Source organism: Haloarchaeobius salinus (assembly GCF_024464185.1).
GTDB classification, from domain to species: domain Archaea; phylum Halobacteriota; class Halobacteria; order Halobacteriales; family Natrialbaceae; genus Haloarchaeobius; species Haloarchaeobius salinus.
Genome location: NZ_JANHAU010000001.1, coordinates 686163 through 711378, shown reverse-complemented (window position 1 = coordinate 711378; position 25216 = coordinate 686163). Strand labels below are relative to the sequence as shown.

Here is a 25216-nt window from a genome sequence, read left to right as displayed (position 1 = left end):
GACAGCCGCGCGCCACCCGGCTGGTCAGATAGCAATCGCTCACCGTCAGTTCGCGTCTCGAAAGAAGTGCAGGTGTACTCAGTCGTCGGCGGCGGTGGGCATCTCCGCCAGTTCGTTGTCGGCGTCCTCGTCGGAGCTGTCGTCCTCGATGTCCTCGATGGCGGTGTGTTCTATCTCGATATCATGGTGGCACATTGGGTGACCCCTCGTGCCGTGTCAACGAACCCCACGACGAAAACAGTTTGGGAGCTATCGCAGGAACTCGGGGTCGTCGAACGGCTCGTCCTCGCCCTCGACGGCGAGCACGTCGAGCGCGGTGACCGTCGCGCCGACGCCCAGCAGACCGGCGAGCGAGGGCTCGGTGCGGCCCTCGTCGCCGCTGATGAGCTCCTTGATGTAGAGGCCGCCCTCGCCGTGGACGTCGACGGTGGCGTGGCGGTCGTCGTCGTCGAGTTCGGCCGAGATCTCGTAGACGGTGCGTTCGCGGTCCAGCTTGGCGCGCCGGTGGTCGACCCTGTGAGGGGTGTGCTGGCGGACGGTGGCTCCGTCGAGCGTGGCGATGGCGTCGGCGAGCGCGTCCTCGTCCACGGGCTCGTCGAACTCGACGGCGGCACGGTAGGTCTTCGAGGCGTCGAGCTCCTTCACGCGCTCGACCATCTCGTGGGTGGCCAGCCGGAGTCCCTCGACCTCGATTGCGCCTGCGGCGTCCTCGTTGATTCGCTCCTCCAGCGCCTCGACGTCGGGCTCGCGGCTCCGGGGGTGCTTGACCTCGGCGACGAAGGGCCGGCCCGTCCCGAGCATGAGCGCGTCGACGTCCTCCCGGCCCGCGCCGTGGAACAGCGCCTCGTCGCCGTCCATGGCCTCCAGCACGTGCGGCGTGACGTGCTCCTCGACGCTCATGTCGTAGAGGTAGCCCGAGCCGCCGCAGTGGTCGCAGGGCTCCTCGCCGTCGTCGCCGAGCTGGACGCCGGAGCCGCCGCACTCGCGGCAGGGCCACTCGGTCTGGGGGATGTCGCGTTCGAGCTTGCGGTAGCGCCCGTAGACGAACGCCGGGTTGACCTGCACCTCGACGGCGTGGCTGGAGGGTTCCTCGGCGGCCGCGTCGAGGTTCACCAGCGCGAGCACGTCCGGACGTTCGAAGTCGACCTCGGTGTCGGTCAGGCGACCGACGCGCTTGCCGACCTCGCGGTTGAACTCGCTCTTGAACAGCTCGCCCGCGTCGGGTTCGAGTCCGGCGTCCTCCCGCAGCAGGCGGTCGTTCTCCTCCACCAGCGGCGGCGCGCGCGTCCCGACCTGGTACGTCTCGAACTCGATGTCAGCGAGGCCGTCGGCGACCAGCTCCGCGTACTCGTCGAAGCGGTCGCAGAGTCCCTCGCAGACCCAGCACCCGTCGGCGTCGACGGGCTCGTACGGCTCGTCCTCGGCGAGCGCGAGCGAGACGCGCAGCCCCTTCCCCCGTTCGGCGTTCGTCAGCCCGAAGCTGCGGTCCGCGAACGGCCGCCCCAGACAGGCGTCACAGACCGGCCCGGTCGCCAGGATGGCCCGGACCGCGTCGTCGAAGTCGTCCATACCTGTGCGTGCGGCGCTGTGCGTTAGTGCCTTGCTATCTCCCGTGTCCCGTTCGTCGTCGGTGCTGGCTGGTTCGGCGACGCGGTCACCAGCCACACGGCCAAGACACCCCGCGCCGGCAGGCGCGTGGGTGTCGAGGGGGAGGGCTGGCGCGGTGCCGTCGCGGTGGGTGTCCCCGTGAGCGAGCCTGCGAACGAACGGGGGCTCGTCGGACCGCAGGAACGAGGACCAGAGCGAGCCCCCCGAGTCGAGCGTCGCGGGGCTTCCTGGATATGCGCGGTTCGAGCGTGTTCTCACGCTGCCGGAACTGACCCCGCAGCATCACGAGCAGGGACAGGCTACACGCCACACTTCGAGAGCGGGTTCGACGCGACTAAACCCACACCGGCCACACTCGATGCTATGCGACAGTTCGTCATCTGCGGTCACGAGGTGCCCACGACCCCCGACTTCTCGCTGGACGCGCTGGCGAGCGATGCGGGCCGGCTGGACCTGCTCTGTCGGTGTCTGAACGCGGCGTTCCTCACGAGTCACGGCCTGCGCGAGGCGGTCCGGGTCCACCTCGTGCTGCAGGACGAATTCACGGTGACCGTCGACGGCGGGTCGGTACGGAACCTGCACCCGGACGAGCGGTCGACGGCGGCACTGATTCGCACCGCGCTGGAGCACCGCGAGGATGCCATCGGCCACCAGCCCGCCGAGTCGTCCCCGGGCATCAGTATCCGGCGGGTGGGGCTCGATGTCGTGCTCGAGGAGTGCGCTCGCGACGGGACCGTCGTCCAGCTCCACGAGGACGGCGAGCCCGCCAACGAGGCCGAACCACCGGAGAACCCGACGTTCGTGCTCTCGGACCACCGCGACTTCACCGACGCGGAGGCGGAGCTGCTCGGCGAGACTGCGGAGGAGCGGCTCCGGCTGGGGCCGACGCTGCTGCACGCCGACCACGCCGTCACGGTCGCACACCACTACCTCGACACCGACGGCTATACGACGTTCTGAGGGTCGAAATTAAGTACTCGCGGGAGAGACGGTCGGACGATGCCAGCCGACGACTCCGACCCGACAGACCTCGGCACCGTCCTCGACTCCGGCCTCGACGACGTCGAGGAGAACGACCGCGTCCACTTCGATCTCCAGCGCGACACCGGCGACGGCTCCGCCCCCACCGAGACCGTCTCCGGCGACGTCACCAGCGCCGACACCAGCTACATCGGCGGCTCCACCATCTACGTCGCCGGCGACGACGGCGAGGAGTACCGCGTCGAATCCAGCTTCTCCTCCGATGCGGTGCGCGTGACCACCGTCCACGGCCACGACCTCCGGTTCGAGGGCCACCTCGACGAACTCCGCGTCGACCGCTAGTCGTCCGGCGTTTCGGAAGCGTTAAAAGTCGCCCACCCGTCTATCTCGAATGCGGGCCGGTGGGGTAGCTTGGTATCCTTCGGCCTTCGGGTGGCCGTAACCGCGATTCAAATTCGCGCCGGCCCACTTTTCCCGCATTCTGCACCGACGAGCCGTGCGTCACGTCTACGACGTCCCACACGTTCCAGGGCCGAACCCTTTTCCTCTACCGCCCACCCATCCCCAGCCATGGACGAGTCAGCCGACGACGACGCCACGTCAGACGAGTCACTCGGCGACAGCCTGTTCGGTCGCTTCGCCGACGCCGACGTCGACCCGGTCGAGGCGGTCAGGGAGGAACGGCTATGATGACCCTCGTGGACACCGATGTCTTCCTCGCCGCGCTGGTCGCCGACGACGAGCACGGGGAGACGGCTCGGGGGTTCCTCGAGGGGACCGACGACATCGCCACGTCGACGCTGACGATGCTCGAGCTGCAGTCGATCCTCGTCGACGGTGCGGGTATGGACGAGGCGGCGGTCAAGGAGGCCTGTGCGGACATCGTGGACGAGATAGACGTGTACGAGGCGGACATGGACGACTTCGGGCTGGCGAAGGCGATGCGCGACGGCACCGACCGCGGTGAGGACCTGACGAACAACGACTGGACGCTGCTCGCGATGGCGGCGAATATCGGTGTGGACCTGGCGACGTTCGACGAGCGGAAGCATACCCAGGGTGCGGTCGCACCCGAGCCCTGAGGGCTGCCGCGGCCAGTACGCCCAAGTGACAGCTTCGCGCAGTGGGTACCAGTTGCGAATGTCACCGAGGGATTACGATGGAGATGGCCGGCGGACAGACGGGGGGCGTCGGGAGTGTACGAACTGCGGTGTGGGTCTCGACCCGTCGACCGACGTCTGTCCCCGCTGTGGGGCGGAACAGGCAGACGCCCGGCGTCGAGGGTCGTCCGACCGCGGGTCGGGATCTGGACGCCGCGGGAGCGGCGGCGGTCGGGACAGGGCGGCTCGCTCGACCCGTCGGCGGAGCGACGACGGTTCGAGGGGCGACGGTCGGTCGCGGGACGACGGCGGCGGGAGCGGTCAGCGCGACTGCCGCAACTGCGGTGTGAGTCTCGACCCGTCGACCGACGTCTGTCCCCGCTGTGGGGTCGACCAGACCGGGAAGACGTCGCCGGACTCGAACCGGGGTCGGCGTGACCGGGACGGGGGCCAGTCGGCGTCCGCCAGCACGGACAGACGGGAGTCGAACAGGGACCGGTCGGGACGACGTGGCGACCGGCGCAACGACGACAGTCGGGCGAACGAACGGGGCGGGCGGCAGGGCGGACGGACGGGCCGGACGGACGGGCGGAGCGCGGACCAGGGTCGGGACGGTCGACGCAGCGACGACCACGGCCAGCCCCGTGGCGACACCCGTCGACGCCGGGAGAGCGACGCGAACCGTCGCGACGACCGTCGCGAGGCCCGCGACCGCCGTGAGCGGTCCACCGACCGCGGCCGACCGCACGACGACGAGCGTCGGGCGCACGGGTCGGACGGTCGACGGCGGGACGACGAACCCGAGCCGCCCCGTCACGACACGGACCCGGAGCCGAGACATCGGGACCGCGACCGGCGCGACGAGCCGGCGCGCCGTGACGACCGTCGGGACCAGCGCACCGACAGTCCACCGGCCTCGAGCGGCCGACCGGAGACCGACAACCGGCGGCCACGCGAGGAGCCCGTCGACGACGGGACAACCGGCAGTGGGACGACGACGCGGACGGAGCCCGTCGACCACGAGGAGCGGTCACCGCCCCGGGAGCAGGCGTCCGGGACGGAGCAGCGGCGGCACGACGGCGAGCCGCCCCGGAAGGCCACAGGCGGTGGCGGCGGGGCACAGGTCCGGGCAGCCACCGAGGACGTGGACCGTCCGGCGGGCCACGAGCCCAACACCCGGGGGACGGACAGCCTCGGCACCGACATGAAGTACCCGATGAACGAGGAGGGCTGGTGGAAGACCATCGCCATCGGGACCGTCCTGGAGTACCTGAGTATCTTCCTCCTCCCGGCCTTGCTGCTGCTGGGGTACTACGTCCGCGTGATACGACAGCGCCTCGCCGGGGACCCGGAGCCGCCGTCGTTCTCGGACCCGGGCGAGCTCCTGGTCGACGGCCTCAAGGGTACCATCATCGCCGGCATGTACAGCGTCATCCCGATCGTCGCGTTCGTCGTGTTCGTGCTGGGGAGCATCACGGCGATCCTGAACGGCAACTTCCAGCAGGGGCTCGGGAGCCTGCTGACCGGGGTCCTCATCTGGCTCGGGCTGACGGCGCTGTTCAGCTACGCGGGCTTCGCCGGGCTCGCCAGGTTCGCCGACACCGGTTCGATGCTGTCGGGCTTCTCGCCGAAACTGGCCAAGGTCCTCGTCAGCGGGACCTGGTTCATCGCGTGGCTGAAGGTGTGGGTCGTCACGTCCATCGCGGGGACGATCTCGGTGGTCATCGCAATCATTCCGGTCGTCCAGCTCATCACCGTGGTCCTGACGCCGTTGAAGATCAAGTACGTGATGACGGTCACGTTCAAGATCTTCGCCGACGCGTACGCGGATATCTACCAGGCTCCGGGTGACATCGGGACGTGAGGGCACTGCGGCCCGGTCAGTCCCGCCCGCGTCGCGAACCGGATACCACAGTTTCATGTGCGCTCGGCGTCGTCTGTCTCCCAATGACGGCCGGGCACGGGGACACTGCCGGACACGGATGGGCGGACCGACGAACCACCGCGCGCTCGCGGACGACCACACCCCACACAGGATGCGACGGTGGCCGATGTTGCTAGTCGTCTGTGGCCTGCCCGGTGCGGGCAAGACGACCATCGCGGAGGCGGTGGCCGACCGCGTCGACGGCCGGCTCGTCCGCACCGACGTGGTGCGCAAGGACCTCTTCCCCGACCCCGAGTACACGGAGGCCGAGAAGCTGGCGGTGTACGCCGAACTCCTCGCCCGCGGCCGCGAGGCCGTCGAGGACGGCGAGACGGCGGTGCTCGACGGCACGTTCAAGGAGGCCCGCTTCCGTGAGGACGTCGTCGACCTCGCGGCCGACCTCGGCGTCGACTTCCGGCTCGTGAAGGTCGAGTGCGACGAGGCCGTCGCACGTCGGCGCATCCGCGAGCGCACCGACGACGAGAGCGACGCCGACCCGGAGCTGCACTCGCGGTTCCGCGAGCTGTTCGACCCCGTCGAGTGCGACCACGTCGTCGTCGACAACTCCGGCGACCTCGAGGCGACGCTCGCCCGGGTCGACGAGCTGTTCCCGGTGGCGGAGCCGTCGGGCGTGCCGGCGGGGGAGTGACTCAGAGCTCCCGCAGCAGGAACTCCGACACCGCGTCCGCGACCTTCCCGTGCTGGCCGACGAAGAAGTGGTCCGCGCCGAAGCGCACTGTCTCGATGCCGAGCTCCTCCGCACGCTCGACGATGCGCTCCCAGTCGACGACGTCGTCGCGCTCGCCGTAGCAGATCTGCACCGGGCAGTCGATGTCCGTAAGCGCGGCGACCGCGTCGAGGTCGTCGGCGAGGCGGTCGGCGGGGGCGAGCGCGCTGACCGCGGTGACGGGGACGTCGACGCTCGCGGCGGCGAGGATGGAGAGACAGCCGCCGAAGCTGAACCCGAACAGTCCGACGCGGTCGTAGCGGTCGGCCGCCCAGCGCACGGCGTTGCGCACGTCCTCGCGTTCGCCGTAGCCCTCGTCCCAGTCGCCGTAGTCGATGCGCAGGCAGTCGACGCCACCCGCTGTCACCGCGTCGGCGACGGCGACCAGTCGCTTGTCGCCGCGGTGGCCGCGGTGCTGTGGGTGCGGCGGGCACGCGACGACGCAGGCGTCGGCGTCGGCTACCGATTCGTCGAGGCTCGCACGGACCTCCCTGGCCCCGGGTACGAGAACTGTTTCGGCTGTCACACCTACACCTTCGGAGAGTGACGTTTTTAAGTTCACGGAGTGAAATAAACCAACATGGGAATACTATCGCGGACGTCGTACGTCCTCAAGTCGAAGATCAACTCGTTGTTGAACCGGGCCGAGGACCCGACGGAGACGCTCGACTACTCCTACGAGCAGATGCGCGACCAGCTCCAGAAGGTCAAGCGCGGCATCGCCGACCTGACGACACAGAAGAAGCGCCTGGAGATGCAGAAGCGACGCCTCGAGGAGGACGTCGAGAAGCACAACCGGCAGGCCCGCGAGGCCGTCCGGCAGGACCGCGAGGACCTCGCCCGCCGTGCGCTCGAGAAGAAGAAGACGAAGATGCGCCAGATGGAGGAGCTCGACGGCCAGATCGAACGCCTGCAGGGCACGCAGGACCAGCTCGTCGAGAAGAAGGAGACGCTCCAGCAGCGCATCGAGGAGTTCCGCACGAAGAAGGAGTCGATGAAGGCCCGCTACGAGGCCGCCGAGGCGAGCAACCGCGTCTCCGAGGCCATGACCGGCGTCGGCGACGAGATGGACGACGTCGGGATGGCCATCGAGCGCGCCGAGGAGCGCACGCAGGACATGGAGGCCCGCGCGGCCGCCATGGACGAGCTGTACGACGAGGGCGCGTTCGACGACCAGCTCTCCGACAAGGACTCCATCGACCGCGAGCTCGAGCAGCTCAGCTCGTCGAGCGACGTCGAGGCCGAACTCGACACGCTCAAGGCCGACATGGGCAAGGGCGGCGGCTCCGCGGACGCCGAGTCCGCCGACGCCGGGAGCAGCGACGACGAGGTCTCCGCGGACCTCGAGGAGCTCGAGGCCGAGATGGACGCCGCCGAATCCGGTGGCTCCGGCGACGAGGCCGTCGAGGCCGACCTCGAGGAGCTCGAAGACGAGGAGAACTCGGACGCGTAGCCGCCCGCCGACAGTTCCCATCCCGCCGCCGTCCCCGAGCCGCCACCCCTCCCTGCCCGCACGGGCAACCCTACGGAGTTCGACCACACGCTTTTCACCGTCATCACCGTCGCCACCGGTATGGACGAAGCCGACGGCGGGAGCGACGACAGCATGCGCAGTCGTGCACCGGCGTCGAGCCGGAAGCTGCACGTGCTCCTCGAGATGAACCGACGCGTCCTCGCGGCCGGCATCGCGGCGTTCGTGTTCGTCGGCACCGTCGTGGTCGGCCTGGCCGCCGCCGGCCCGGCACAGCTGACCGCGGGCGACCCCGTCGAGACGCTGTTCCAGGCGCACGTCACCGCCATCGTCACCGGCGTCACGCTGGTCCTGACGCTCAACCAGCTCGTGCTCTCCCAGGAGCTCGGGGCGGCGGGCGACCAGCGCGAGCGCATGGAGGGCGCGACGACGTTCCGGGAGGACGTCGCCGACGCGATCGGCCTCGCCATCGCGCCCGCCGACCCCGCCGAGTTCCTGGCGGCGATGCTCGACGCCGCCGACGAGCGCGCCGAGGCACTCGCGGACGCCGCGCCCGACGACGGCGAGGTCGCCGATCACGTCACCGAGCTCACCGACGCCGTCCGGTCGAACGCCGTCACCACCAGCGACTCGCTTCGGGGCACCGAGTTCGGTGACTTCGAGGTGGTGTCCGCCGCACTCGACTTCAACTACTCGTGGAAGCTCTACGCCGCGAAGCGCCTCCGCGCGCAACACGGCGATGCGCTCTCCGACGAGGCACAGGAGGCGCTCGACGACCTCGTCGACCTGCTCTCGCTGTTCGGCCCCGCCCGCGAGCACATCAAGACGCTGTACTTCCAGTGGGAGCTCGTCGATCTCTCGCGGGTCATGAGCTACGCCGCCGTGCCCGCGCTGCTCGTCACGACGACCGTACTCGCCTTCTTCGACCCGACCGCGCCGTGGCTGGCCGGCTCGACCCTCGGTGTCGCGGACGTGCTGCTGGTGTTTGCGGTCGCCAACACCGTCGCCGTCGTCCCGTTCGCCATCCTGCTCGCGTACGTGCTCCGCATCGCGACGGTCGCCAAGCGCACCCTCTCCATCGGCCCGTTCATCCTGCGGGACACCGACCGCTCGTTCGACTACGAGGGCGCCTGAGCGGCCGGTATCACCGGTGGCGACGGCCACAAGCGTATAGTCGGTGTGGTGCGACCCAACAGCCGTGATGTGGGTTCCGGTCATCGCGGTGGGCCTCTGCGGGCTGCTCGGCGTCGGCCTCGTCCAGCTCTGGCGCGGCCGACTCACGGCCAGCGACGGACGGGACCAGCTCCTGTCCGACGCCCGGTTCCGGACGCCCGACGAGCCGGTCGGGCGCGACGCCGCGGCCAACCTCGCCATCGTCGCGCTCGAACTCATCGCCCTCGGGCTGGCCGCCGTGCTGGTCGGCTACCTCCTGGTCGAGACCGCGCTCTCGCCGGCACTGAAGCTCCTCTTCGCCGCCACCTACGGCGTCGCGGCGATGCTCATCGCCCGCGCGGCCTACGTCCGCCTCGGACTGCCGGTGCCCGGTCGGGCCGCCGTCGACGACCAGGCGACTCTCGACGCCCTCACCGCCTCCATCGCGGAGAGCCTCGGCGACCCGACCGCCGAGGAGTTCGAGGCCCTCTACGCCGCGATGGCGACCACCCGCGGCGACGGGCCCGGCCCCGACGTGGTCACGGTCGCCCTCGTCGCCGCCGCCCGCGCCGACATGGACGTCGCCACCGTCGAGTACTGGGCCGCGACCAACGGCATCGCGAGCCCCGCGACGGTCGCGAACCACCGCGACGAGCTCGCCGCCGCCGGCGTCCTCGCGGCCGACCGGTTCGCGCTCGCCCGCCCCGAGTTCCGGGACGCACCCGCGGCCGACGTGGCGTCCGTGACGACGACGCTCGTGAGCTGAGCGGACCCGCCGGTGGTCGTCTTTCGAGACAAGCAGGAACGGTCACGACGTGACGAGACGGCACGGAGCCGCAGTCCGCAGCTATCGGGGCCTCACTCGAGGTCGAAGCGGTCGAGCTGCATGACCTTGCTCCACGCCTCGACGAAGTCCTCGACGAACTGCTCCTCGGCATCGTCGGCACCGTAGAACTCCGAGACGGCCCGGAGCCGGGCGTTCGACCCGAAGACGAGGTCCACGCGGCTGGCCTCGTACGCCAGCTCGCCCGTCTCGCGGTCGTAGCCCTCGAACTCCCGGCGCTCATCGGAGACGGGCTCCCAATCCGTGTCCTCGCCCAGCAGGGTGACGAAGAAGTCGTTGGTCAGCGTCCCCGGCTCGTCGGTGAACACGCCGAGGTCGGTGTCGCCGTAGTTCGCGCCGAGCGAGCGCATGCCGCCGACGAGCACCGTCATCTCGGGCACCGTCAGGTTCAGCAGCTCGGACCGGTCGACCAGGATGTCCTCCGGGTCGCGCTCGGCCTCGTCGGCGACGTAGTTCCGGAAGCCGTCGGCCTCCGGCTTGAGCGCCTCGAACGACTCGACGTCGGTCTGCTCCTGGCTGGCGTCCACGCGGCCCGGCTCGAACGGCACCTCGACGTCGTAGCCGGCGTCGGCCGCCGCCTGCTCGACCGCGACGTTGCCACCGAGCACGACGAGGTCGGCCAGCGAGACGCGCGTCCCGTCCGAGCGCGACTCGTTGAACTCCGTCCGGATCTCCTCGAGGGTCCCCAGCACGGTCTCGAGCTCCTCGGGCTCGTTGACCTCCCAGCTCCGCTGGGGTTCGAGGCGGATGCGCGCGCCGTTCGCGCCGCCGCGCTTGTCGCTGTCGCGGTACGTCGACGCCGCCGCCCAGGCGGTCTTGACCAGCTGCGAGGTGGAGAGGTCCGAGTCGAGGAGCTCCTCCGTGAGCTTTGCGACCTCCTCGTCACCGACGGGTTCGTAGTCGGCGTCCGGGATTGGGTCCTGCCACAGCATCTCCTCGTCCGGGACCTCCGGGCCGAGCAGCCGTCCCGGCGGGCCCATGTCGCGGTGGATGAGCTTGTACCAGGCCTTCGCGAACGCCTCCTGGAACTCGTCGGGGTTCTCCTGGAAGCGCTCGATGATCTCCAGGTACTCCGGGTCCCGCTTGAGGGCGACGTCCGTCGTCAGCATCATCGGCGTGTCCGTCTCCGACGGGTCGTGGGCGGACGGGACGGTGTCCACCAGTTCCTCGTCCACCGGCTTCCACTGCCACGCACCACCGGGGCCCTTGTGGGGCTCCCACTCGTAGTCGAGGAGGTTGTCGAGGTAGCCCATGTCCCAGGAGATGGGGCTCTGCGTCCAGGGGCCCTCGATGCCGCTGGTGATCATCTCGCTCCCCTTGACGGGACCGTCGGCACCCTCGACCTGCCAGCCGAGTCCCTGCTGCTCGATGGGGGCGTCCGCGGGCGGGGACCCGTGCTTGTCCGCGGGGTCCTCGGCACCGTGGACCTTCCCGAAGGTGTGGCCGCCGGCGATGAGGGCGGCGGTCTCCTCGTCGTTCATCGCCATCCGGCTGAACGTCTGGCGGATGCGGTCAGCGGACCACTCGGGGTCGGGCTCGCCCTCGGGGCCCTCGGGGTTGACGTAGATGAGGCCCATGACCGACGCACCGAGGGGCTCCTGCAGGAAGTCCTCCTCGTCGAAGCGGTCCCAGGTCTCCATCTCCTCCTCGGGACCCCAGTCGATGGCGTCGTCGGACTTCCAGGCGTCCTCGCGGCCGCCGCCGAAGCCGAACGTCTCGAAGCCCATGGACTCCAGGGCGACGTTGCCCGAGAGCACGAGCAGGTCGGCCCACGAGAGCTTCCGGCCGTACTTCTGCTTGACCGGCCAGAGCAGTCGCCGCGCCTTGTCGAGGTTGGCGTTGTCCGGCCAGCTGTCGAGCGGCGGGAAGCGCTGTCGGCCGCCGCCCGCGCCGCCGCGGCCGTCGACGGTTCGGTACGTCCCGGCGCTGTGCCAGGCCATCCGGATCATCAGTGGTCCGTAGTGTCCGTAGTCGGCGGGCCACCAGTCCCTGGAGTCGGTCATCACGTCCTCGATGTCGGCTTTCACCTCGTCGAGGTCGAGCGATTCGAACGCCTCCGCGTAGTCGAACTCCTCGTCCTCCGGCCCGAGGTCGCGGGCGTTCTGGTCGAGGATGTCCACGTTGAGCATCTCCGGCCACCATTCCTGGTTGGTCTTACTCATCGTAGAGAAATTGTTGCTTTACCCAGTTAAGAGTGTCTAAACCGGGGACGAACTCTTCGTAGTATCAAAAATTATCTGTAGAGTTCCCGAATCAAGGTGGCACCGGACGACCACGGCGCGCCTCAGTCCGTCCCGGTGACGTACGTCTGGTCGTGGTCCGGGAACACCTCGCTGACGGCGTCCGGCCCGTCGAGCTCGGCGAGCAGCGGCCGGAGCTCTGCCTCGTAGTCCGCGCGGCGGATCTCCTCGCTCGGCCCGACCGTCACGGAGAGCTTCGACTCGACGATCCTGTCGACGGCGTTGCGGCCGAAGCCGGAGAGCGGTGCGACGTAGTCGACGTCGTGGCGGTCCTCCAGGCTCTGGGCCTGCGCGCGGGAGATCGTCGGCACGCGGTCGTCACGGCGGGTTCCGTCGGCGATGGTATCGAACTCCTGCGCCGCGAGCCGCTCCAGCGCGTGCTCGTGGACCTGCTGGATGCCGTTGCGGGGGAAGCCGTCGGCACGCATCCGGCTGATGGCGTCCTCGGCGACCTCGCGGTCGAGCTCGAGACGCTCGAACGGGAAGCCGACCGCCTCGGCGGCGTCGCGGGCGTGTTCCCAGTCGTCGGTCACGCCGAAGTGGCCGGTGACGAGGGTGACGTCGTAGAACTCGTCACAGAGCAGCGCGGCGAGCGTGGAGTCCTTGCCACCGCTGTAGAGCAGCCCCAGTCGCATCAGCGCCGGCGGATGTCGAAGCTCTGGGAGTCGGGCTTGAGTTCGCGGAGCAGGTCCTTCATCTTCTCCTCGTCGATCTGGCCCTGGATACGGCCAGACCGTGCGAGGGCGACGACCTGCTGTTCGACCTGCTCGGCGAAGTCGGGTTTGGACATCTTGACGGAGTTGAGTCGCTTGCGGGCACCGTCGGTGAGGTACTGCCGGAGGAGCGCCTGCTTCTGTGCCTCGGCCTGCTCGCGCATGGCGTCCTGGGCTTCGGTGTCGGTGCCGCCGCCCTGCTGTTCGCGCAGCTGTTCCATCTTCTTCTCGCGAAGTTCCTCGAGTTCGTCGTCGTCGGGACTGCCGCTCATACTACCCGTTTGTCGATTGCGGAGGAAAATCGTTTCGACTGTTCGCGGCCGTCAGGCGTAGCGCTCGAGCTCCGGCCGGTCGAGCTCTTCCATCACGTCGGCGGCGATGTTGTCGAGGAAGCTGCGTCCCTCGGCGGTGATACGACGTCCCTCGCCGTCGGCGGTCTCGACGAGGTCCTCCTCCTCCAGCTGCTGGAGGGCGACGCGGATGACCTTCTTCGAGCCGTTGGTGCGGTGGGCGGTGGCGACGCGGTAGCGCGTCGAACCGTTCTTCGAGCCACCGTACTCGGTGGAGAGACGGTCGACACCGACGGGGCCGGTGTCGGCGACCTTGCGGAGGAGCGAGGCCGAACGGATGGCCCAGAAGTTCTCCTGCTCCGGCGGGAGCTCGCGGTCGACGCCTGTCTTGCTGAATTCGAGCCAGTCGGGCTCGTCGAGTCGATCCTCGAGTTCGGCGGCGACGGCCTCGATGAGGTCGTCGGCCGGAACGTCGTACATCGTCGTCATTGCATCTTGGTTCCCTCGCGCAGGTTAAAAGGGCATCGTCTTCCTGCCGGCCCGGCGGTCCCGGAGACGGGCGTCGTCGGGGGCTCTCAACCCTGTTGGGCCGTGCCGAGGGCGGCCGTGGCACCGCCGCCGACGAGCATCGGGATCCAGTACGAGGCGACCCGGTGGACGAGGATGACCGCGCCGACGGTCGCCGCGCCGACGCCGGTGACCGTCGGGAGCACCATCAGCAGCACGGCCTCGATGCCGCCGAGCCCGCCCGGCAACGGGGTGACGCTGGCGAGCGCGCCGAGTGGCACCCCGAGCATCGCGGCCGCGAGCAGGTTCGGGTCCCGGAGCCCGAGTGCGAAAAAGGAGAGCCAGAGACAGGTGACGAGCATGAGCCAGCCGGCGGTCGAGAAGGCGAGCGTCGTCGCCATCGCGCGCCGGTCCCCTGCGACGCGCTCGATGGTCGCGAAGAAGTTCTCGATGCGCCGACGGATGGCCCGCGGCTTCGGCGGGGTCACCCGGGGGACGGCGTGTCCGATTCGGCGGACCACCGGTGAGACCACGCGGACCGCACGCGACTCGAGCCCGTACCGGTAGCGCCACGCCAGCGCCGCCGTGACGGCCACGACGAGCGTCAGCCCGACCATCACCAGCGCCACGTCGACCAGCCGGTCGGTCACCGCCACGGTCACCGCGTAGTAGCTCACCGCGACGAACGCGATGGCGATGGAGGGGACGAAGTTGACGGCGTCGACGCTCGCGATGGCCGCCAGCCCCGTCTCGTACTCGCTCTCGGAGACGCGGGCGATGAGGAGCGCGGTGAACGGCTCGCCGCCCGCCTGTCCGAACGGCGTGATGTTGTTGACGAACGTCGCCGCCAGGAAGACGAGGAACGCCTTCGCCACCGACAGCTGGATACCGAGTGTCCCCAGCACGGACCGGAGCGCGAGCCCCCAGCAGAACAGCCAGCCGAGTGCGAACACCGGCAGGACCGCCGCAAAGCGCAGGTCGACGGTTGCGAGCTGGGCGAGGATCTCCCCGACGCCGACGACCCAGAGCACGACGGCGAGGACGACCAGCGCACCCACGAAGCCGGCCACGATGGCGCGGTAGTCCCAGTCTCCAGCCATAGTGACAGGTCGGCCGTCGGATGCTTGAAGCCACCGCCTGGGTCGGGCGGGAGTGTGGGTTGCTCGGCGTGTGGGTGGGTGGACGACCCGACAGTCGTGGGACGTGCGGGAGCCGCGGACAGGCACGAGGTTCGACGTGATTGTCGGCTGTGGCCCGTTGCACTCCCCGCTCCGTCCCGGTGCCTACGTCGGCTCGCTCGACGGGCACGTCACCGCTTTCAGTCCCACCGTCGGAGCAAGCTCCGACGAGCCCCCGTTCGCTCGCAGGCTCGCTCACGGGGACACCCCGCACAGCACCGCGACCGCACCGCGCCAGCCCTCCCCCTCGACACCCACGCGCCTGCCGGCGCGGGGTGTCTTGGCCGTGTGGCCGGTGGCGGCGTCGTCGAACCATCCAAAGTTTACAAAAGTTGTAAACTTTCGACGCTGGCGCGCGCGCTGGCGAGCGTGCCGAAGGCCGCGAGCCTCTCAGCGCGCGAGGGGCGAGCGACGCGGGAGCGAAGCTCCCGCGAGTCTGAGCGCGTAGCGCTCAGGCACCGCAACGCAGTGAGGAGCGGTCACGAGACGCTCGCGTCTCGTGAGCCCACCGGAAATCTCCGATTTCCGGGGACGCAGTCGGCTGGGGAGGGTCGAGGTGCGGAGCTGTGTGGGGTGGGACTGAAGGGGGCCGACTGCTCGACGTTCGAGGCGAAGCAAGCACCGCAGGCACGAGGAGCGCAGCGAGCCGCAGTAGTCGAGCAGTCGGGGGCTTTCTGGCTGTTCGTGGTGCGAGAGTTCGTACTGATGACGGGGGCTTTCTGCCGTTCGCAGTCCAGGATGTTCCTGTTGTGGGGACTACCATCCCAGCGGCACCGATTCCAGCGGGCACACCTGGCGAACGAACGATTCATTGACCCGTCCCACGACCCCACAGACATGAAGACGGCACTCGTGATCCTCGACGGCTGGGGGCTGAACGACGACCCGGGCGACCACAGGGACGCCGTCGCGGCGGCCCACACGCCGGTGTTCGACCGGATCAGCCGAGACGGGGCGTACGGGCGGCTCTCGGTGACGGGCCGGCGCGTCGGCCTCCCAGACGGGCAGATGGGCAACTCGGAGGTCGGGCACCTGAACATCGGCGCGGGCCGGGTGGTGATGCAGGAGTACACCCGCATCGAGGACGCCATCGCACGCTGGCGCGGGGAGCCGGACGCGCCCGAGGACGAGGCCGACGGCGCGTTCGACGAGAACGCGGCCATCACGTCGGCGTTCGACCACGCGGACGCCCACGACGGCCGGGTGCACCTGATGGGGCTCGTGAGCGACGGCGGCGTCCACTCGGCACAGAAACACCTCCACGCGCTCATCGAGTTGGCCGCGGAGCGCGGGACACCGGCGGTCACCCACGCGTTCACCGACGGGCGGGACACGCCGCCGAGGTCGGGCGCGGGCTCCCTCGCAGACCTCGAATCCGTAATCGAGGAGTACGGGACGGGCCACGTCACCAGCGTCACGGGCCGGTACTACGCGATGGACCGCGACCGGAACTGGGAGCGCACCCGGGCGGCGTACGACGCCATCGTCGACCGCGAGGCCGAGCACCACGCCGAGACGGCGGTGGCTGCCGTCGAGGCGAGCTACGAGCGCGGGGACACCGACGAGTTCGTCGCGGCGACGACGGTCGGCGAGCACGCGGGCCTCGCCGACGGCGACGCCGTGCTGTTCTTCAACTTCCGGTCCGACCGCGCGCGCCAGCTGACCCGCATGCTCGCGGACATCGAACCCGAGGACGAGCCCGTCGAAAACTGGCCGGAGCCACCCGAGACACGAGTCGTGACGATGACGGAGTACGACAAGACGTTCGACCTGCCCGTCGCGTTCGCCCCGCGCCAGCCCGCGGACACGCTGGGCGAGGTCGTCTCCAACGCCGGGCTCACGCAGCTCCGCATCGCCGAATCGGAGAAGTACGCCCACGTCACCTACTTCCTCAACGGCGGGCGCGAGGTGGAGTTCCCCGGCGAGTCCCGCGAGATAATCGAGAGCCCGGACGTGCCGACGTACGACGAGTCGCCCGGGATGAGCGCGAAAGCGGTCACCGACACGGCCATCCGGTACATCGAGCGCGACGACCCGGACGTGCTCGTGCTCAACTACGCGAACCCGGATATGGTCGGCCACACGGGCGACTACCGGGCGGCCGTCGAGGCCGTCGAGACGGTCGACACCCAGCTCGGCAGACTCCTGTCGGTGATCGAGGCCGCGGGTGGGCACGCGGTCGTGACCGCCGACCACGGCAACGCGGACGACATGGGCACCGAAGAAGATCCACACACCGCCCACACCTACAACGACGTCCCGTTCGTCTACCTCTCGCCCGACGGCGACGACGGCGGGAAGCGGGTCCACGAGGGCGGCTCGCTCTGTGACGTCGCACCCACGCTGCTCGCACTGGCCGGGGTCGAGCAGCCGGCCGCGATGACCGGCCGAACGCTGCTGGACGACGCCTGAGTCGCCGCGACCGGCTGCTCAGCGGGGTGTCGGACTCTCCACGCGGGCGGACAGGTCGTCGGGGACCAGACGGACGAACTGGAAGGACACGTCGCTCGTCGGCGCGCCGAAGATGTCGACGAGCGGGATGTCGACGCGGTCGAGCGCCGCCAGGCTCTCGGTCGCGACCTCGTCGCGCCCGATGTCCGTCAGGGTCCCCCTCGCGACGACGCTCTGCCAGTCGCCCTCGCCGTCCTCGCCGTCGTGTCCGTGCACGACGAACGTCGCGGCGCGGCCGTCCACCTCGCCCTTCTCGCGGTCCTTCCCGACGGCCAGCCGGAAGTAGAACGTGGACTCGACGGGGTCGTAGCCGTAGGAGACGGGGATCGCGTGCGGTGCGTCGGACTCGTCCGTCGAGAGCGATAGCACGCCGGTCCCGCCGGTACCGAGGAACGCGTCCCGGTCCTCCGCGGACATCGTCACGGGGCTGTTGTCGTCCATACGTGAGATATCGGCGTCCGGACGCATAAATCGCGCCACAAAGATGTCAGTGTACTGTTAGAACCGCGGGGCGTTCCCGGTCAGCTACGTGCCCCACCTGCGGGGCCGGCTGCACGGCCCGGTCGTCGCCCTCCCCGTTGACGGGCTCGAAACAACCCGCGAGCGTGACGGTCGCCCGTGTCCAGAGCGGTGCACCCTCAGTCCGCCGGGTGCGGCTCCGTCTCGGCTGTGGCGAGGAGCCCGCCGAGGCCGACCACGCCCACGAGCACGAGCAGCAGCGTGCCGATACCCGCCAGCGCGAGGTACGGCGACAGGTCCGCCACCGCGCCGAGCGCGACACCGAACGGGATCGCGACGACCGCGTTGACCATCGAGACGCCCGAGAGCGTCGTCGCTCGGCCGGCCGTCGCCACGCGGTCGTTGACGTACTCGTTGGCGAGCGTCTCCGTCGGCGACCGGACCACCCGGAGCAGCACGAACGCGGGGAGCGCGACGACGGGAGCCAGCCAGACCAGCGCGAGCAACCCGCCGAGGACGGCCGGCGCGAGGACGAGCCAGCCGTCGAAGCCGAAGCGGTCCCGGAGCCACGCGGACCCGTCGCTCGCGACCGCCGCGAACACGGTGAAGCCGGCGTAGAGCCAGCCGAGCCACGCCGCCGGCACGCCGAGGTCGACCGCGACGGGCTGGGTGAGCCGCCCCGTCGCGCTCACGACCGCGAGCACGACCGCGACCCAGAGCACGACACCGCGGAGTTCGACCGAGAGCAGGCGCTCGCGCAGCACCGGCATCGCCTCGAGTACGGTCAGCCGGTCGTCGTCCTCCACCTCCACGACGGGCATCGTCGCCAGCACGACCGCGCCGACGGCCCACAGCACGCCCGTCAGCAGGAACGGGAGCCGGAAGCTCACCGTGCCGAGGTAGCCGCCCACGACGGCAGCCAGCGCGCCCATCCCCAGCGTCAGCGACTGCCCGCGTCCCCGGCAGTGCGCGAACGTGTCGACGTCGCCTCGCCGGTCCAGCGTCTCGTACAGCCAGGCGTCCGTGCTCCCGGACATGAGCGTCGAGCCCAGCGCCCAGAGCAGGTAGACGGCGGCGAACGCCGCGAACGTCGAGACCAGGCCCATCACCACGACGGCGGCCGCACGCAGCACGTTCCCGGCTACGAGGCTGTTCCGCCAGCCGATCCGGTCACCGACGTAGCCCGTCGGGATCTCGCCCGCGGTCAGGCCGACCCACCAGATGGCGTCCAGCAGCATGATCTCCGTGTAGGTCAGGTGCTGGGCACGCAGGAACAGCACCCAGACGGGGACCGTGAGCCCGGCCGTCGCCGTCAGCTTGTACAGGTAGTACTTCGCCACGGGGCCGGAGGGGAGGGCCGAAGCGGAGAGGAGGACTGGGCGGCTCACACACTACTTTCGACGCACGCACCCCATAGGCGTTCCCTGAAGCGCGATTTTGTACTGAGAGTGATACGAACCCGAACAGCCGGGTGGCGCGCGGCTGGCGAGACCGCGAGCGCAGCGAGCGTGTCTCGCCGACGCTCGTGCGAGGGACGAGAAGCGCAGCGAGCATCGCAGTCGGCTGGGGAGGTGTGAGGTGCGGTGCTGTGCGGGCGGGTAGGATTGAAAGGGGCGACGTGCTCGTCGAGCGAGACGACGCAAGGACCGCAGGAACGAGGACCGTGGTTCGAGAGAGCGAAGCCCTCTCGTCATCACGAAAGACGCCTCCGGCGTCTTTCGAACGACAGCGAGTCGCAGCCGACGAGCACGTCGGGGCTTTCTGACTGTTGGTGATTCCAGTTCCAGCTCCCGAACCCACCCGGACGCCTTTATCGACCACACACCAACACGGAAGACGAAAGAGACGATGCCGACCGAGGAAGACGACACCGAAACCGACGAAAACGCCACGCTCCCGCCGACGGAGGCGTTCAGACTCCTGAGCGACGGGACGCGCCTGCAGACGCTCCAGGGGCTCGTCGAGCTCACCGACGAGAGCGGCTACGGGAGCGAGCCGGTGTCGTTCTCGGCACTCCACGCGCAGGTCGAGACCGACGACTCGGCGCACTTCAACTACCACCTGCAGGAGCTTCGCGACCAGTTCGTCGAGCAGACCGAGGACGGCTACCGCGCACGCTACCCGGCCCGGAAGGTCGTCCGCGCCATCAGGGCCGGCACGTTCACCGAACGCGCCGCGCTCGCCGACGAGCCCATCGACGGGACGTGCCCGCAGTGCGGCGACGCCGACCTCCGAGTCTCCTACACCGACGAGAAGCTCCACGTTCGCTGTGGAGCCTGCGAGACGGGCCTGACGAGCAACGACTTCCCGCCGGGCGGCTTCGAGGAACGCTCACTGGCGGACGTGCTGCACGCGTTCGACCGGCTGGTCCGCCACCGCGTCTCCTTCGCGGTGGACGGGGTCTGCCCGGAGTGCACCGCGAAGATGGAGGGTCACGTGACCACCGACATCCCGACGACGTGGGGCTACGAGGCGCTGCCGGCGTTCGACTGCGTGCGCTGTGACTTCTCGGTGCTACCCTCCTTCGGCATGCTGCTGCTCGACCACCCCGACGTGGTGGCGTTCCACCGGAACCGGGGCGAGGATCTGCGCGAGCCGCCGTTCTGGGAGCTGGCGCTCTGCGTGAGCGACCGGTACACGACCATCGAGTCGCGCGAGCCGTGGCGGGTGACCGTCCGGGTGCCGGGGGAGGAGGGGGAGCTGGTCGCCAGCGTCGAGGGGGCCGACGTGGTCGACGTGCAGGTGTCGTAGCACCGTCGAGAGCAACGATACGGTACGGAACCGGTAACCACGGCTATCGGCCCGGCCGCCGAACCACGACACGATGGCACACGAGTACAAACTCAACGAACTCGACGGGCTCCTCGCGGAGTACGACTATCCCGTCAGCAGGGACGCGGTGGCGACCGAATGCGAGGACGTGACCCTCCAGCTCGCGGACGGCGAGGCGAACCTCGGCGAGACGGTCCGGGGATCGGACGCCGACACCTTCGCCTCGGCCGACGAGCTCAGGAGCGAGGTGATGAGCCTGCTCCCGCGGCGCTCCGTCGGCGAGCCGTTCCAGTCCGAGGGCGAGGGATAGGCGGTCGCGGGTGGGCGGTCGCCAGCGTTCCTCACGCTGTCGGAGCAGTGCTGTCGGCCTGCTCGAACCCCTCTGCGACGGCGGCGACGGCCCGCGTCTGTTCGGCCAGCATGTCGGCTTCGAGGACCGCCCCCTTCGTCTCGATGCCGGCCGACGACTCGCCACCCGGGAGCGACTTCATGGCCCGCTTGGCCAGCCCGCCGAGGAACGAGCTGTCGTTGGCGGACACCATCTCCGCCACCAGTCCGCCGGCGTCGCCCACGTACACGGCATCGACGGAATCGGCCTCCTCGAGGGTGTCGACGACGGTCGGCGTGAGGACAGCCCGTGCGAACTCCTCCGAGGGCCCCATGGCGAGCACGCCGTCGACGGTGGCGCTCGGCAGCTGGAGGTCACGCAGGGCCTCGTCGCCGGCGCTCGCGTCGCCGTGGGGGTAGAGGAGACAGCCCGTCCCGGCCGGTTCGTCCAGGTCGGCCTCGATGCGGGTGAACATCGACTTGCCGCTCGACTCCCCGCCACCGGTCGACCGACTGACCGTGAACGCTCGGACGGGCCGGCCGTCGACCTCGCCCACCATGTCGGGCGTCCGGAGGGGCAGCGCGAGACCCTGGGGCGAGAGGTCCGCACGCCGGCCCGCCCGGACCCAGGCTCTCGCCTGGAACAACTGGATGACCGCCAGGCCGGCGAGCCCCACGCCGACACCGCCACCGAAGGCGACGGCCCGGCTGGGGACCAGCGACGCCGGGACGGTCGGCTCGAGCATCCCGAGCCCCACCGCGATGAAGCCCACCATCGACCCGAAGAACCAGAGCACCGACACCGCCCGGTAGTAGGTGTGTTTACGAACCATCCGTCGACTCACCCCCGAGTCCGCGGACCGTCTCCAGTCCCGTCCGTCCGGTACCCATGTCCGTTGCTAACATAGCGCTGGTCGAAGAACGGGGACGCTACGTGTGTAGTGCCTGGGGTGTCGTGGGGGGGACCGGCTGCGACACCCTCACTCGCCGGTGCGGAAGGAGTAGTCCAGACTCGCCGCCGAGTGGGTCAGCGAGCCCATCGAGATGACGTCGACGCCGGTGGTCGCGTAGTCCGCCACCGTCTCGACGGTGATGCCGCCCGAGGCCTCCGCGAGCACCCCGTCGGGCAGCAGGTCGACCGCCTCGGTCGTGCGCTCGGGGCTCATGTTGTCGAGGAGCACCACGTCCGCGCCGGCCTCGGCAGCACGCGGGGCGTCCTCCGGCGACTCGACCTCCACCTCGACCTTCGTGGCGAAGGAGACGCGCTCGCGGAAGTGCGCGACGGCGTCCTCCAGCCCCAGCTCCTCGATGTGGTTGTCCTTCACCATCACCATGTGCGAGAGGTCGAGCCGGTGGGTGTCGCCGCCGCCCGCCACGACCGCCCGCTTCTCCAGCTCGCGGAGCCCGGGCGTCGTCTTCCGGGTGGCGGCGATACGTACGTCGTCGTCCACCTCGCGGGCTGCGTCGACCGCGCGCCGGGTCCGGGTGGCGACGCCGGAGGCGTGGCCGGCGACGTTGACCGCGACGCGCTCGCCCCGGAGGACGGCCTTCGCGGGGCCGGCGACGCGGAGCACGGTGTCGCCCGAATCTATCTGTCTCCCCTCGCCGACGCGCTCGGTCACGTCGACGTCGAGGTAGTCGAAGACGCGCTCGGCGGCGTCGAGTCCCGCGGCGACGCCGCCCTCCCTGGCGACCAGTCGCCCGGTCGTCTCGCCGGGCACCTCGTTGGTCACGTCGTGGTGGCCGAGGTCCTCGCGGAGCCACGCCTCGACCTGGCTGTCGTGCAGCATCAGTGCTGGCCGGCCGCCGCCGGCTGCTCGACGAAGTGACAGCCGACGCTCTCGTCGTTCTCGCTGGCGGCCCGCGCGACGAGCAGCGCGGTGACGCTCGCGTTCCGGAGCTCGTAGAGGTCCCGCGCGGTCCGGGTGCGGACATAGGCGTCGACCTCGCCCTTCAGCCGCCGGAGGACGGCCTGTGCGCGGCCGAGGTCCGTCGGGGTCCGGCGCAGGCCGACGTACTCGTCCATGGTCCGGCGGAGCCGGTGGAATTTCTCGGCGGCGAACCGCTCTGGTAGGTCCGGGTCGCGGTCGAGCAGCTCCGGGGCCTCGACGACCTCGGGTTCCACGCCGACAGCGTCCTCACCGGCGCGCAGGCCCCAGACCAGCCCTTCCAGCAGGCTCGTGCTGGCGAGGCGGTTCGCACCGTGGACGCCGGTCCGGGCGCACTCGCCGACGGCGTACAGGCGGTCGAGGCTCGCGCTGCCCTCGTGGTCGACGTCGACGCCGCCACAGAGGAAGTGCTCGCAGGGGGCGACCGGGATGCCGGACTCCCAGTCGACGTCGCGCTCCGCGCACTTGGCGGCGAGCCCCGGGAACGCCTCGTCGAACGGCTCGCCGAGCGTCGACACGTCCAGCGTGACCTCGCCCGTGTCTCCGATCTCGTCCTGCACGGCGCGGGCGACCACGTCGCGGGGCGCGAGTTCGGCGTCGTCGTGATAGCCGGGCATGAACCGCTCGCCGTCGCCGTTCCGCAGGAGCCCGCCCTCGCCCCGGATGGCCTCCGAGAGCAGGAACGGGTCGTCGCCGGCGTAGGCGGTCGGGTGGAACTGCACGAACTCCATGTCCGCGACGTCGGCTCCCGCCAGGGCGGCCATCGCGATGCCGTCGCCGGTCGAACCCGTGGGGTTCGTGCTGCGCCCGAACAGGTCGCCGATGCCGCCCGTCGCGAGGACGGTGGTGCCGGCGTAGACGGGCTCGCCGGTCGTCTCGGTGTCGAGCATCGCACCGTGGACCCGCCCCTCGTGGGTGATCAGTTCGAGCGCGGCGGTGTCCTCCAGGATCTCGACGTCGTCGTGCTTCGCGAGGTGGTTGAGGAACGGCCGGAGGATGTGCCGGCCGGTCGAGGCGTCCACGTGGAGGATGCGCTCCTCGGAGTGGGCGGCCTCGCGCGTGTAGTCGAACTCGTCGGTGTCCGCGTCGACGTCGAAGTCCACGTCGAGGGTGTCCACGAGCACGTCCTGCACGGCGTCGTCTGCGTTCTCGACGAGTACATCGACGGCGGCCTCGTCCGCGGTGCCGGCGCTGGCGTCGAGGATGTCCTGCCTGAACGTCTCCGGGTCGGTGCCCGTCGTGGAGATACCGCCCTGCGCCCAGTCCGAGGAGGCGTCCTCGGGCTTCTCCGCTTTCGTGACGACGAGCACGTCCGCGCCCTCGCGCGCGGCACCGAGCGCGGCCGCACAGCCCGCGATGCCGGTGCCGACCACGAGTACGTCGGTCTCTCGTGCCATCGATCAGACCTCCAGCATGCGGTCGAGGGCGACCTTCGCGAGCTCCTTCTCGCCGGGTGCGACCTCGATAACGTTGCGCTCGCGGCCCTCGACCAGCTCCTCCAGCACCCAGGTGAGGTAGTTCGGGTCGATCTGGCGCATGGCGTTGCAGTCCATGCAGGCGTCGCCACACAGCGGCAGGACGTTCACCTCGGGGTGCCAGCGCGAGAGGTGGTTCGTCAGGTGTATCTCGGTGCCGATGGCCCAGGTGTCGCCGGGGTCGGCGTCCTCGATGGTCTGCGTGATGGTCGCCGTGGAGCCGGCCACGTCGGCGGCCTCAACGACCTCGCGGCGGCACTCGGGGTGGACGATGACCTTCGCGTCCTCGTGCTCCGCGCGCACCTGCTCGATGTGGTCGACCCGGAAGCGCTCGTGGACCTGGCAGTAGCCGTCCCAGAGGATGATGTCCGATTCGGCGACCTGCTCGGCGTCCTTCCCCTCGGGGTCCCACGGGTCCCACTCGGCGACGTCGTCCGCCATGCCGAGCCGGTGGGCCGTGTTCTCGCCGAGGTGCTTGTCGGGCAGGAACAGCACCTTGTCGCCGCGCTCGAACGCCCACTCGAACGCGCGGTGGGCGTTGGAGGACGTACAGACCAGCCCGCCCTGCTCGGCACAGAACGCCTTCAGGTCGGCGTAGCTGTTCATGTACGTGATGGGGACGATGTCGGCGTCGGGGGCCGCGTTCGTGATCTCCTCCCAGGCGGCGTCGACCTGGAGCGCCTCCGCCATCCCGGCCATGGGACAGGAGGCCTCCATCGACGGGAGGATGACGGACTGCTCGTCGTCGGTGATGATGTCGGCGGACTCCGCCATGAACGTCACCCCGCCGAAGACGACGTATGGCGCGTCGGCCGCGGCGGCCTCCTTGCTCAGCTGGTAGGAGTCGCCGATGAAGTCGGCGTGCTCGACGATCTCCCGGCGCTGGTAGTTGTGGCCGAGGATGACGACGTCGTCGCCGAGTGCCGTCTTGGCGGCCTCGATCCGTTCGGTGCGTTCGGACTCGTCGAGGTCGCGGTACTCCGGTGGAAGCTGTTCCAGGTTGTCGTACTTGAAGAGACTGAGCTCCGTATCGAAGTCCGCAGTTTCCATTCTTGGCACGATGTGTCCACCTGTGGGTGACTAGCAACTCTGTCCCGGGTATTGAATA

24 protein-coding genes and 1 tRNA gene are annotated in these 25216 nt (G+C 69.9%); 12 read left to right on the top strand and 13 right to left on the bottom strand.

Annotation, left to right across the window (positions count from 1 at the left end; translation table 11 throughout):
- Positions 1-249 precede the first annotated feature (249 nt).
- Positions 250-1569, bottom strand: a complete 1320-nt coding sequence (locus tag NO345_RS03620) for a tRNA pseudouridine(54/55) synthase Pus10 (RefSeq protein WP_256296574.1) — start codon at positions 1567-1569, stop codon at positions 250-252.
- Positions 1570-1971: 402 nt separating this feature from the next.
- Between NO345_RS03620 and trmY the strand changes: the two genes are divergently transcribed.
- From trmY to NO345_RS03590, 6 genes are all read left to right on the top strand, one after another.
- Positions 1972-2568, top strand: coding sequence for a tRNA (pseudouridine(54)-N(1))-methyltransferase TrmY (trmY, locus tag NO345_RS03615; RefSeq protein ID WP_256296573.1), 597 nt, complete (start codon positions 1972-1974; stop codon positions 2566-2568).
- 39 nt (positions 2569-2607) lie between these two features.
- On the top strand, positions 2608-2931 hold the full coding sequence (locus tag NO345_RS03610; RefSeq protein ID WP_256296571.1) for a hypothetical protein: 324 nt from the start codon (positions 2608-2610) through the stop codon (positions 2929-2931).
- 53 nt (positions 2932-2984) lie between these two features.
- Positions 2985-3057 (top strand) — tRNA-Pro (locus NO345_RS03605).
- 218 nt (positions 3058-3275) lie between these two features.
- Positions 3276-3671 (top strand): type II toxin-antitoxin system VapC family toxin, encoded by a 396-nt coding sequence (locus tag NO345_RS03600; RefSeq protein ID WP_256296568.1) that lies wholly within the window; start codon positions 3276-3278, stop codon positions 3669-3671.
- A gap of 364 nt (positions 3672-4035) precedes the next feature.
- On the top strand, positions 4036-5553 hold the full coding sequence (locus NO345_RS03595) for a DUF4013 domain-containing protein (RefSeq protein ID WP_368407841.1): 1518 nt from the start codon (positions 4036-4038) through the stop codon (positions 5551-5553).
- 55 nt (positions 5554-5608) lie between these two features.
- On the top strand, positions 5609-6262 hold the full coding sequence (locus NO345_RS03590; RefSeq protein WP_368407840.1) for a P-loop nucleotide/nucleoside kinase family protein: 654 nt from the start codon (positions 5609-5611) through the stop codon (positions 6260-6262).
- 1 nt (position 6263) lies between these two features.
- Here the strand turns inward: NO345_RS03590 and NO345_RS03585 are convergent, their stop codons facing one another.
- Positions 6264-6866, bottom strand: a complete 603-nt coding sequence (locus NO345_RS03585; protein ID WP_256296562.1) for an alpha/beta hydrolase — start codon at positions 6864-6866, stop codon at positions 6264-6266.
- A gap of 54 nt (positions 6867-6920) precedes the next feature.
- Here NO345_RS03585 and NO345_RS03580 point away from each other — a divergent pair, with 54 nt between their 5' ends.
- The 3 genes from NO345_RS03580 (at position 6921) to NO345_RS03570 (ending at position 9729) form a co-directional block, all read left to right on the top strand.
- Positions 6921-7793, top strand: coding sequence for a PspA/IM30 family protein (locus NO345_RS03580; RefSeq protein ID WP_256296560.1), 873 nt, complete (start codon positions 6921-6923; stop codon positions 7791-7793).
- 120 nt (positions 7794-7913) lie between these two features.
- Complete coding sequence (locus NO345_RS03575) at positions 7914-8945, top strand: DUF7972 family membrane protein (RefSeq protein WP_256296558.1); 1032 nt, start codon at positions 7914-7916, stop codon at positions 8943-8945.
- A 67-nt stretch (positions 8946-9012) separates the two neighbouring features.
- Positions 9013-9729, top strand: a complete 717-nt coding sequence (locus NO345_RS03570; protein ID WP_256297554.1) for a transcriptional regulator TbsP domain-containing protein — start codon at positions 9013-9015, stop codon at positions 9727-9729.
- A gap of 92 nt (positions 9730-9821) precedes the next feature.
- On the opposite strand, the gene katG is transcribed toward NO345_RS03570, so the two are convergent.
- The 5 genes from katG to NO345_RS03545 all read right to left on the bottom strand — a co-directional run bounded on the left by katG (position 9822) and on the right by NO345_RS03545 (position 14657).
- On the bottom strand, positions 9822-11969 hold the full coding sequence (gene katG / locus NO345_RS03565; RefSeq protein WP_256296556.1) for a catalase/peroxidase HPI: 2148 nt from the start codon (positions 11967-11969) through the stop codon (positions 9822-9824).
- A 122-nt stretch (positions 11970-12091) separates the two neighbouring features.
- Positions 12092-12682 carry a DUF7411 family protein gene (locus NO345_RS03560; RefSeq protein WP_256296554.1) on the bottom strand — a complete coding sequence of 197 codons (591 nt, stop codon included), beginning with the start codon at positions 12680-12682 and terminating at the stop codon, positions 12092-12094.
- Complete coding sequence (locus tag NO345_RS03555) at positions 12682-13032, bottom strand: DNA-binding protein (RefSeq protein ID WP_256296552.1); 351 nt, start codon at positions 13030-13032, stop codon at positions 12682-12684. The genes NO345_RS03560 and NO345_RS03555 overlap by 1 nt, the downstream gene beginning before the upstream one ends.
- 51 nt (positions 13033-13083) lie before the next feature.
- On the bottom strand, positions 13084-13539 hold the full coding sequence (locus NO345_RS03550; RefSeq protein WP_256296550.1) for a 30S ribosomal protein S19e: 456 nt from the start codon (positions 13537-13539) through the stop codon (positions 13084-13086).
- 86 nt (positions 13540-13625) lie between these two features.
- Entirely contained in the window at positions 13626-14657 is a 1032-nt protein-coding gene (locus NO345_RS03545; RefSeq protein WP_256296548.1) for a lysylphosphatidylglycerol synthase transmembrane domain-containing protein, read from the bottom strand.
- Positions 14658-15572: 915 nt separating this feature from the next.
- On the opposite strand from NO345_RS03545, the gene gpmI reads away from it, so the two are divergent.
- Positions 15573-17147 (top strand): 2,3-bisphosphoglycerate-independent phosphoglycerate mutase, encoded by a 1575-nt coding sequence (gene gpmI / locus NO345_RS03540; RefSeq protein ID WP_256296546.1) that lies wholly within the window; start codon positions 15573-15575, stop codon positions 17145-17147.
- An 18-nt stretch (positions 17148-17165) separates the two neighbouring features.
- On the opposite strand, the gene NO345_RS03535 is transcribed toward gpmI, so the two are convergent.
- Positions 17166-17627 (bottom strand): pyridoxamine 5'-phosphate oxidase family protein, encoded by a 462-nt coding sequence (locus NO345_RS03535; RefSeq protein ID WP_256296545.1) that lies wholly within the window; start codon positions 17625-17627, stop codon positions 17166-17168.
- 197 nt (positions 17628-17824) lie between these two features.
- A complete protein-coding gene (locus tag NO345_RS03530; RefSeq protein WP_256296544.1) occupies positions 17825-19033 on the bottom strand; it encodes an MFS transporter in 1209 nt (402 codons plus the stop codon).
- Between the two features lie 460 nt (positions 19034-19493).
- On the opposite strand from NO345_RS03530, the gene NO345_RS03525 reads away from it, so the two are divergent.
- The gene (locus NO345_RS03525) at positions 19494-20396 is read left to right on the top strand and encodes a DUF7351 domain-containing protein (RefSeq protein ID WP_256296543.1); all 903 of its coding nucleotides are present in this window, start codon (positions 19494-19496) and stop codon (positions 20394-20396) included.
- Positions 20397-20469: 73 nt separating this feature from the next.
- Positions 20470-20727 (top strand): DUF5789 family protein, encoded by a 258-nt coding sequence (locus NO345_RS03520; RefSeq protein ID WP_256296542.1) that lies wholly within the window; start codon positions 20470-20472, stop codon positions 20725-20727.
- A gap of 31 nt (positions 20728-20758) precedes the next feature.
- Here NO345_RS03520 and NO345_RS03515 read toward each other — a convergent pair whose 3' ends face one another.
- The 4 genes from NO345_RS03515 to nadA form a co-directional block, all read right to left on the bottom strand.
- Positions 20759-21577: a hypothetical protein gene (locus NO345_RS03515; RefSeq protein ID WP_256296541.1), complete on the bottom strand. Its 819-nt coding sequence runs from the start codon at positions 21575-21577 to the stop codon at positions 20759-20761.
- A gap of 147 nt (positions 21578-21724) precedes the next feature.
- Positions 21725-22534, bottom strand: a complete 810-nt coding sequence (nadC, locus tag NO345_RS03510; RefSeq protein WP_256296540.1) for a carboxylating nicotinate-nucleotide diphosphorylase — start codon at positions 22532-22534, stop codon at positions 21725-21727.
- Entirely contained in the window at positions 22534-24030 is a 1497-nt protein-coding gene (locus NO345_RS03505) for an L-aspartate oxidase (protein ID WP_256296539.1), read from the bottom strand. Before NO345_RS03505 ends, nadC begins: the two co-directional genes overlap by 1 nt.
- Before the next feature lie 3 nt (positions 24031-24033).
- Entirely contained in the window at positions 24034-25167 is a 1134-nt protein-coding gene (gene nadA / locus NO345_RS03500; RefSeq protein ID WP_368407839.1) for a quinolinate synthase NadA, read from the bottom strand.
- Between the last annotated feature and the right edge of the window lie 49 nt (positions 25168-25216).

What these genes read in the sequence shown, in the direction of transcription:
- NO345_RS03505 (WP_256296539.1), bottom strand. Translation starts at nt 24,030, where the DNA reads ATGGCACGAGAGACCGACGTACTCGTGGTCGGCACCGGCATCGCGGGC.
- gpmI (WP_256296546.1), top strand. Translation starts at nt 15,573, where the DNA reads ATGAAGACGGCACTCGTGATCCTCGACGGCTGGGGGCTGAACGACGAC.
- NO345_RS03620 (WP_256296574.1), bottom strand. Translation starts at nt 1,569, where the DNA reads ATGGACGACTTCGACGACGCGGTCCGGGCCATCCTGGCGACCGGGCCG.
- nadC (WP_256296540.1), bottom strand. Translation starts at nt 22,534, where the DNA reads ATGCTGCACGACAGCCAGGTCGAGGCGTGGCTCCGCGAGGACCTCGGC.
- NO345_RS03525 (WP_256296543.1), top strand. Translation starts at nt 19,494, where the DNA reads ATGCCGACCGAGGAAGACGACACCGAAACCGACGAAAACGCCACGCTC.
- NO345_RS03520 (WP_256296542.1), top strand. Translation starts at nt 20,470, where the DNA reads ATGGCACACGAGTACAAACTCAACGAACTCGACGGGCTCCTCGCGGAG.
- katG (WP_256296556.1), bottom strand. Translation starts at nt 11,969, where the DNA reads ATGAGTAAGACCAACCAGGAATGGTGGCCGGAGATGCTCAACGTGGAC.
- NO345_RS03535 (WP_256296545.1), bottom strand. Translation starts at nt 17,627, where the DNA reads ATGGACGACAACAGCCCCGTGACGATGTCCGCGGAGGACCGGGACGCG.
- NO345_RS03590 (WP_368407840.1), top strand. Translation starts at nt 5,609, where the DNA reads ATGTGCGCTCGGCGTCGTCTGTCTCCCAATGACGGCCGGGCACGGGGA.
- trmY (WP_256296573.1), top strand. Translation starts at nt 1,972, where the DNA reads ATGCGACAGTTCGTCATCTGCGGTCACGAGGTGCCCACGACCCCCGAC.
- NO345_RS03575 (WP_256296558.1), top strand. Translation starts at nt 7,914, where the DNA reads ATGGACGAAGCCGACGGCGGGAGCGACGACAGCATGCGCAGTCGTGCA.
- NO345_RS03515 (WP_256296541.1), bottom strand. Translation starts at nt 21,577, where the DNA reads ATGGTTCGTAAACACACCTACTACCGGGCGGTGTCGGTGCTCTGGTTC.
- NO345_RS03580 (WP_256296560.1), top strand. Translation starts at nt 6,921, where the DNA reads ATGGGAATACTATCGCGGACGTCGTACGTCCTCAAGTCGAAGATCAAC.
- NO345_RS03555 (WP_256296552.1), bottom strand. Translation starts at nt 13,032, where the DNA reads ATGAGCGGCAGTCCCGACGACGACGAACTCGAGGAACTTCGCGAGAAG.
- NO345_RS03610 (WP_256296571.1), top strand. Translation starts at nt 2,608, where the DNA reads ATGCCAGCCGACGACTCCGACCCGACAGACCTCGGCACCGTCCTCGAC.
- NO345_RS03570 (WP_256297554.1), top strand. Translation starts at nt 9,013, where the DNA reads ATGTGGGTTCCGGTCATCGCGGTGGGCCTCTGCGGGCTGCTCGGCGTC.
- NO345_RS03545 (WP_256296548.1), bottom strand. Translation starts at nt 14,657, where the DNA reads ATGGCTGGAGACTGGGACTACCGCGCCATCGTGGCCGGCTTCGTGGGT.
- NO345_RS03550 (WP_256296550.1), bottom strand. Translation starts at nt 13,539, where the DNA reads ATGACGACGATGTACGACGTTCCGGCCGACGACCTCATCGAGGCCGTC.
- NO345_RS03600 (WP_256296568.1), top strand. Translation starts at nt 3,276, where the DNA reads ATGATGACCCTCGTGGACACCGATGTCTTCCTCGCCGCGCTGGTCGCC.
- NO345_RS03560 (WP_256296554.1), bottom strand. Translation starts at nt 12,682, where the DNA reads ATGCGACTGGGGCTGCTCTACAGCGGTGGCAAGGACTCCACGCTCGCC.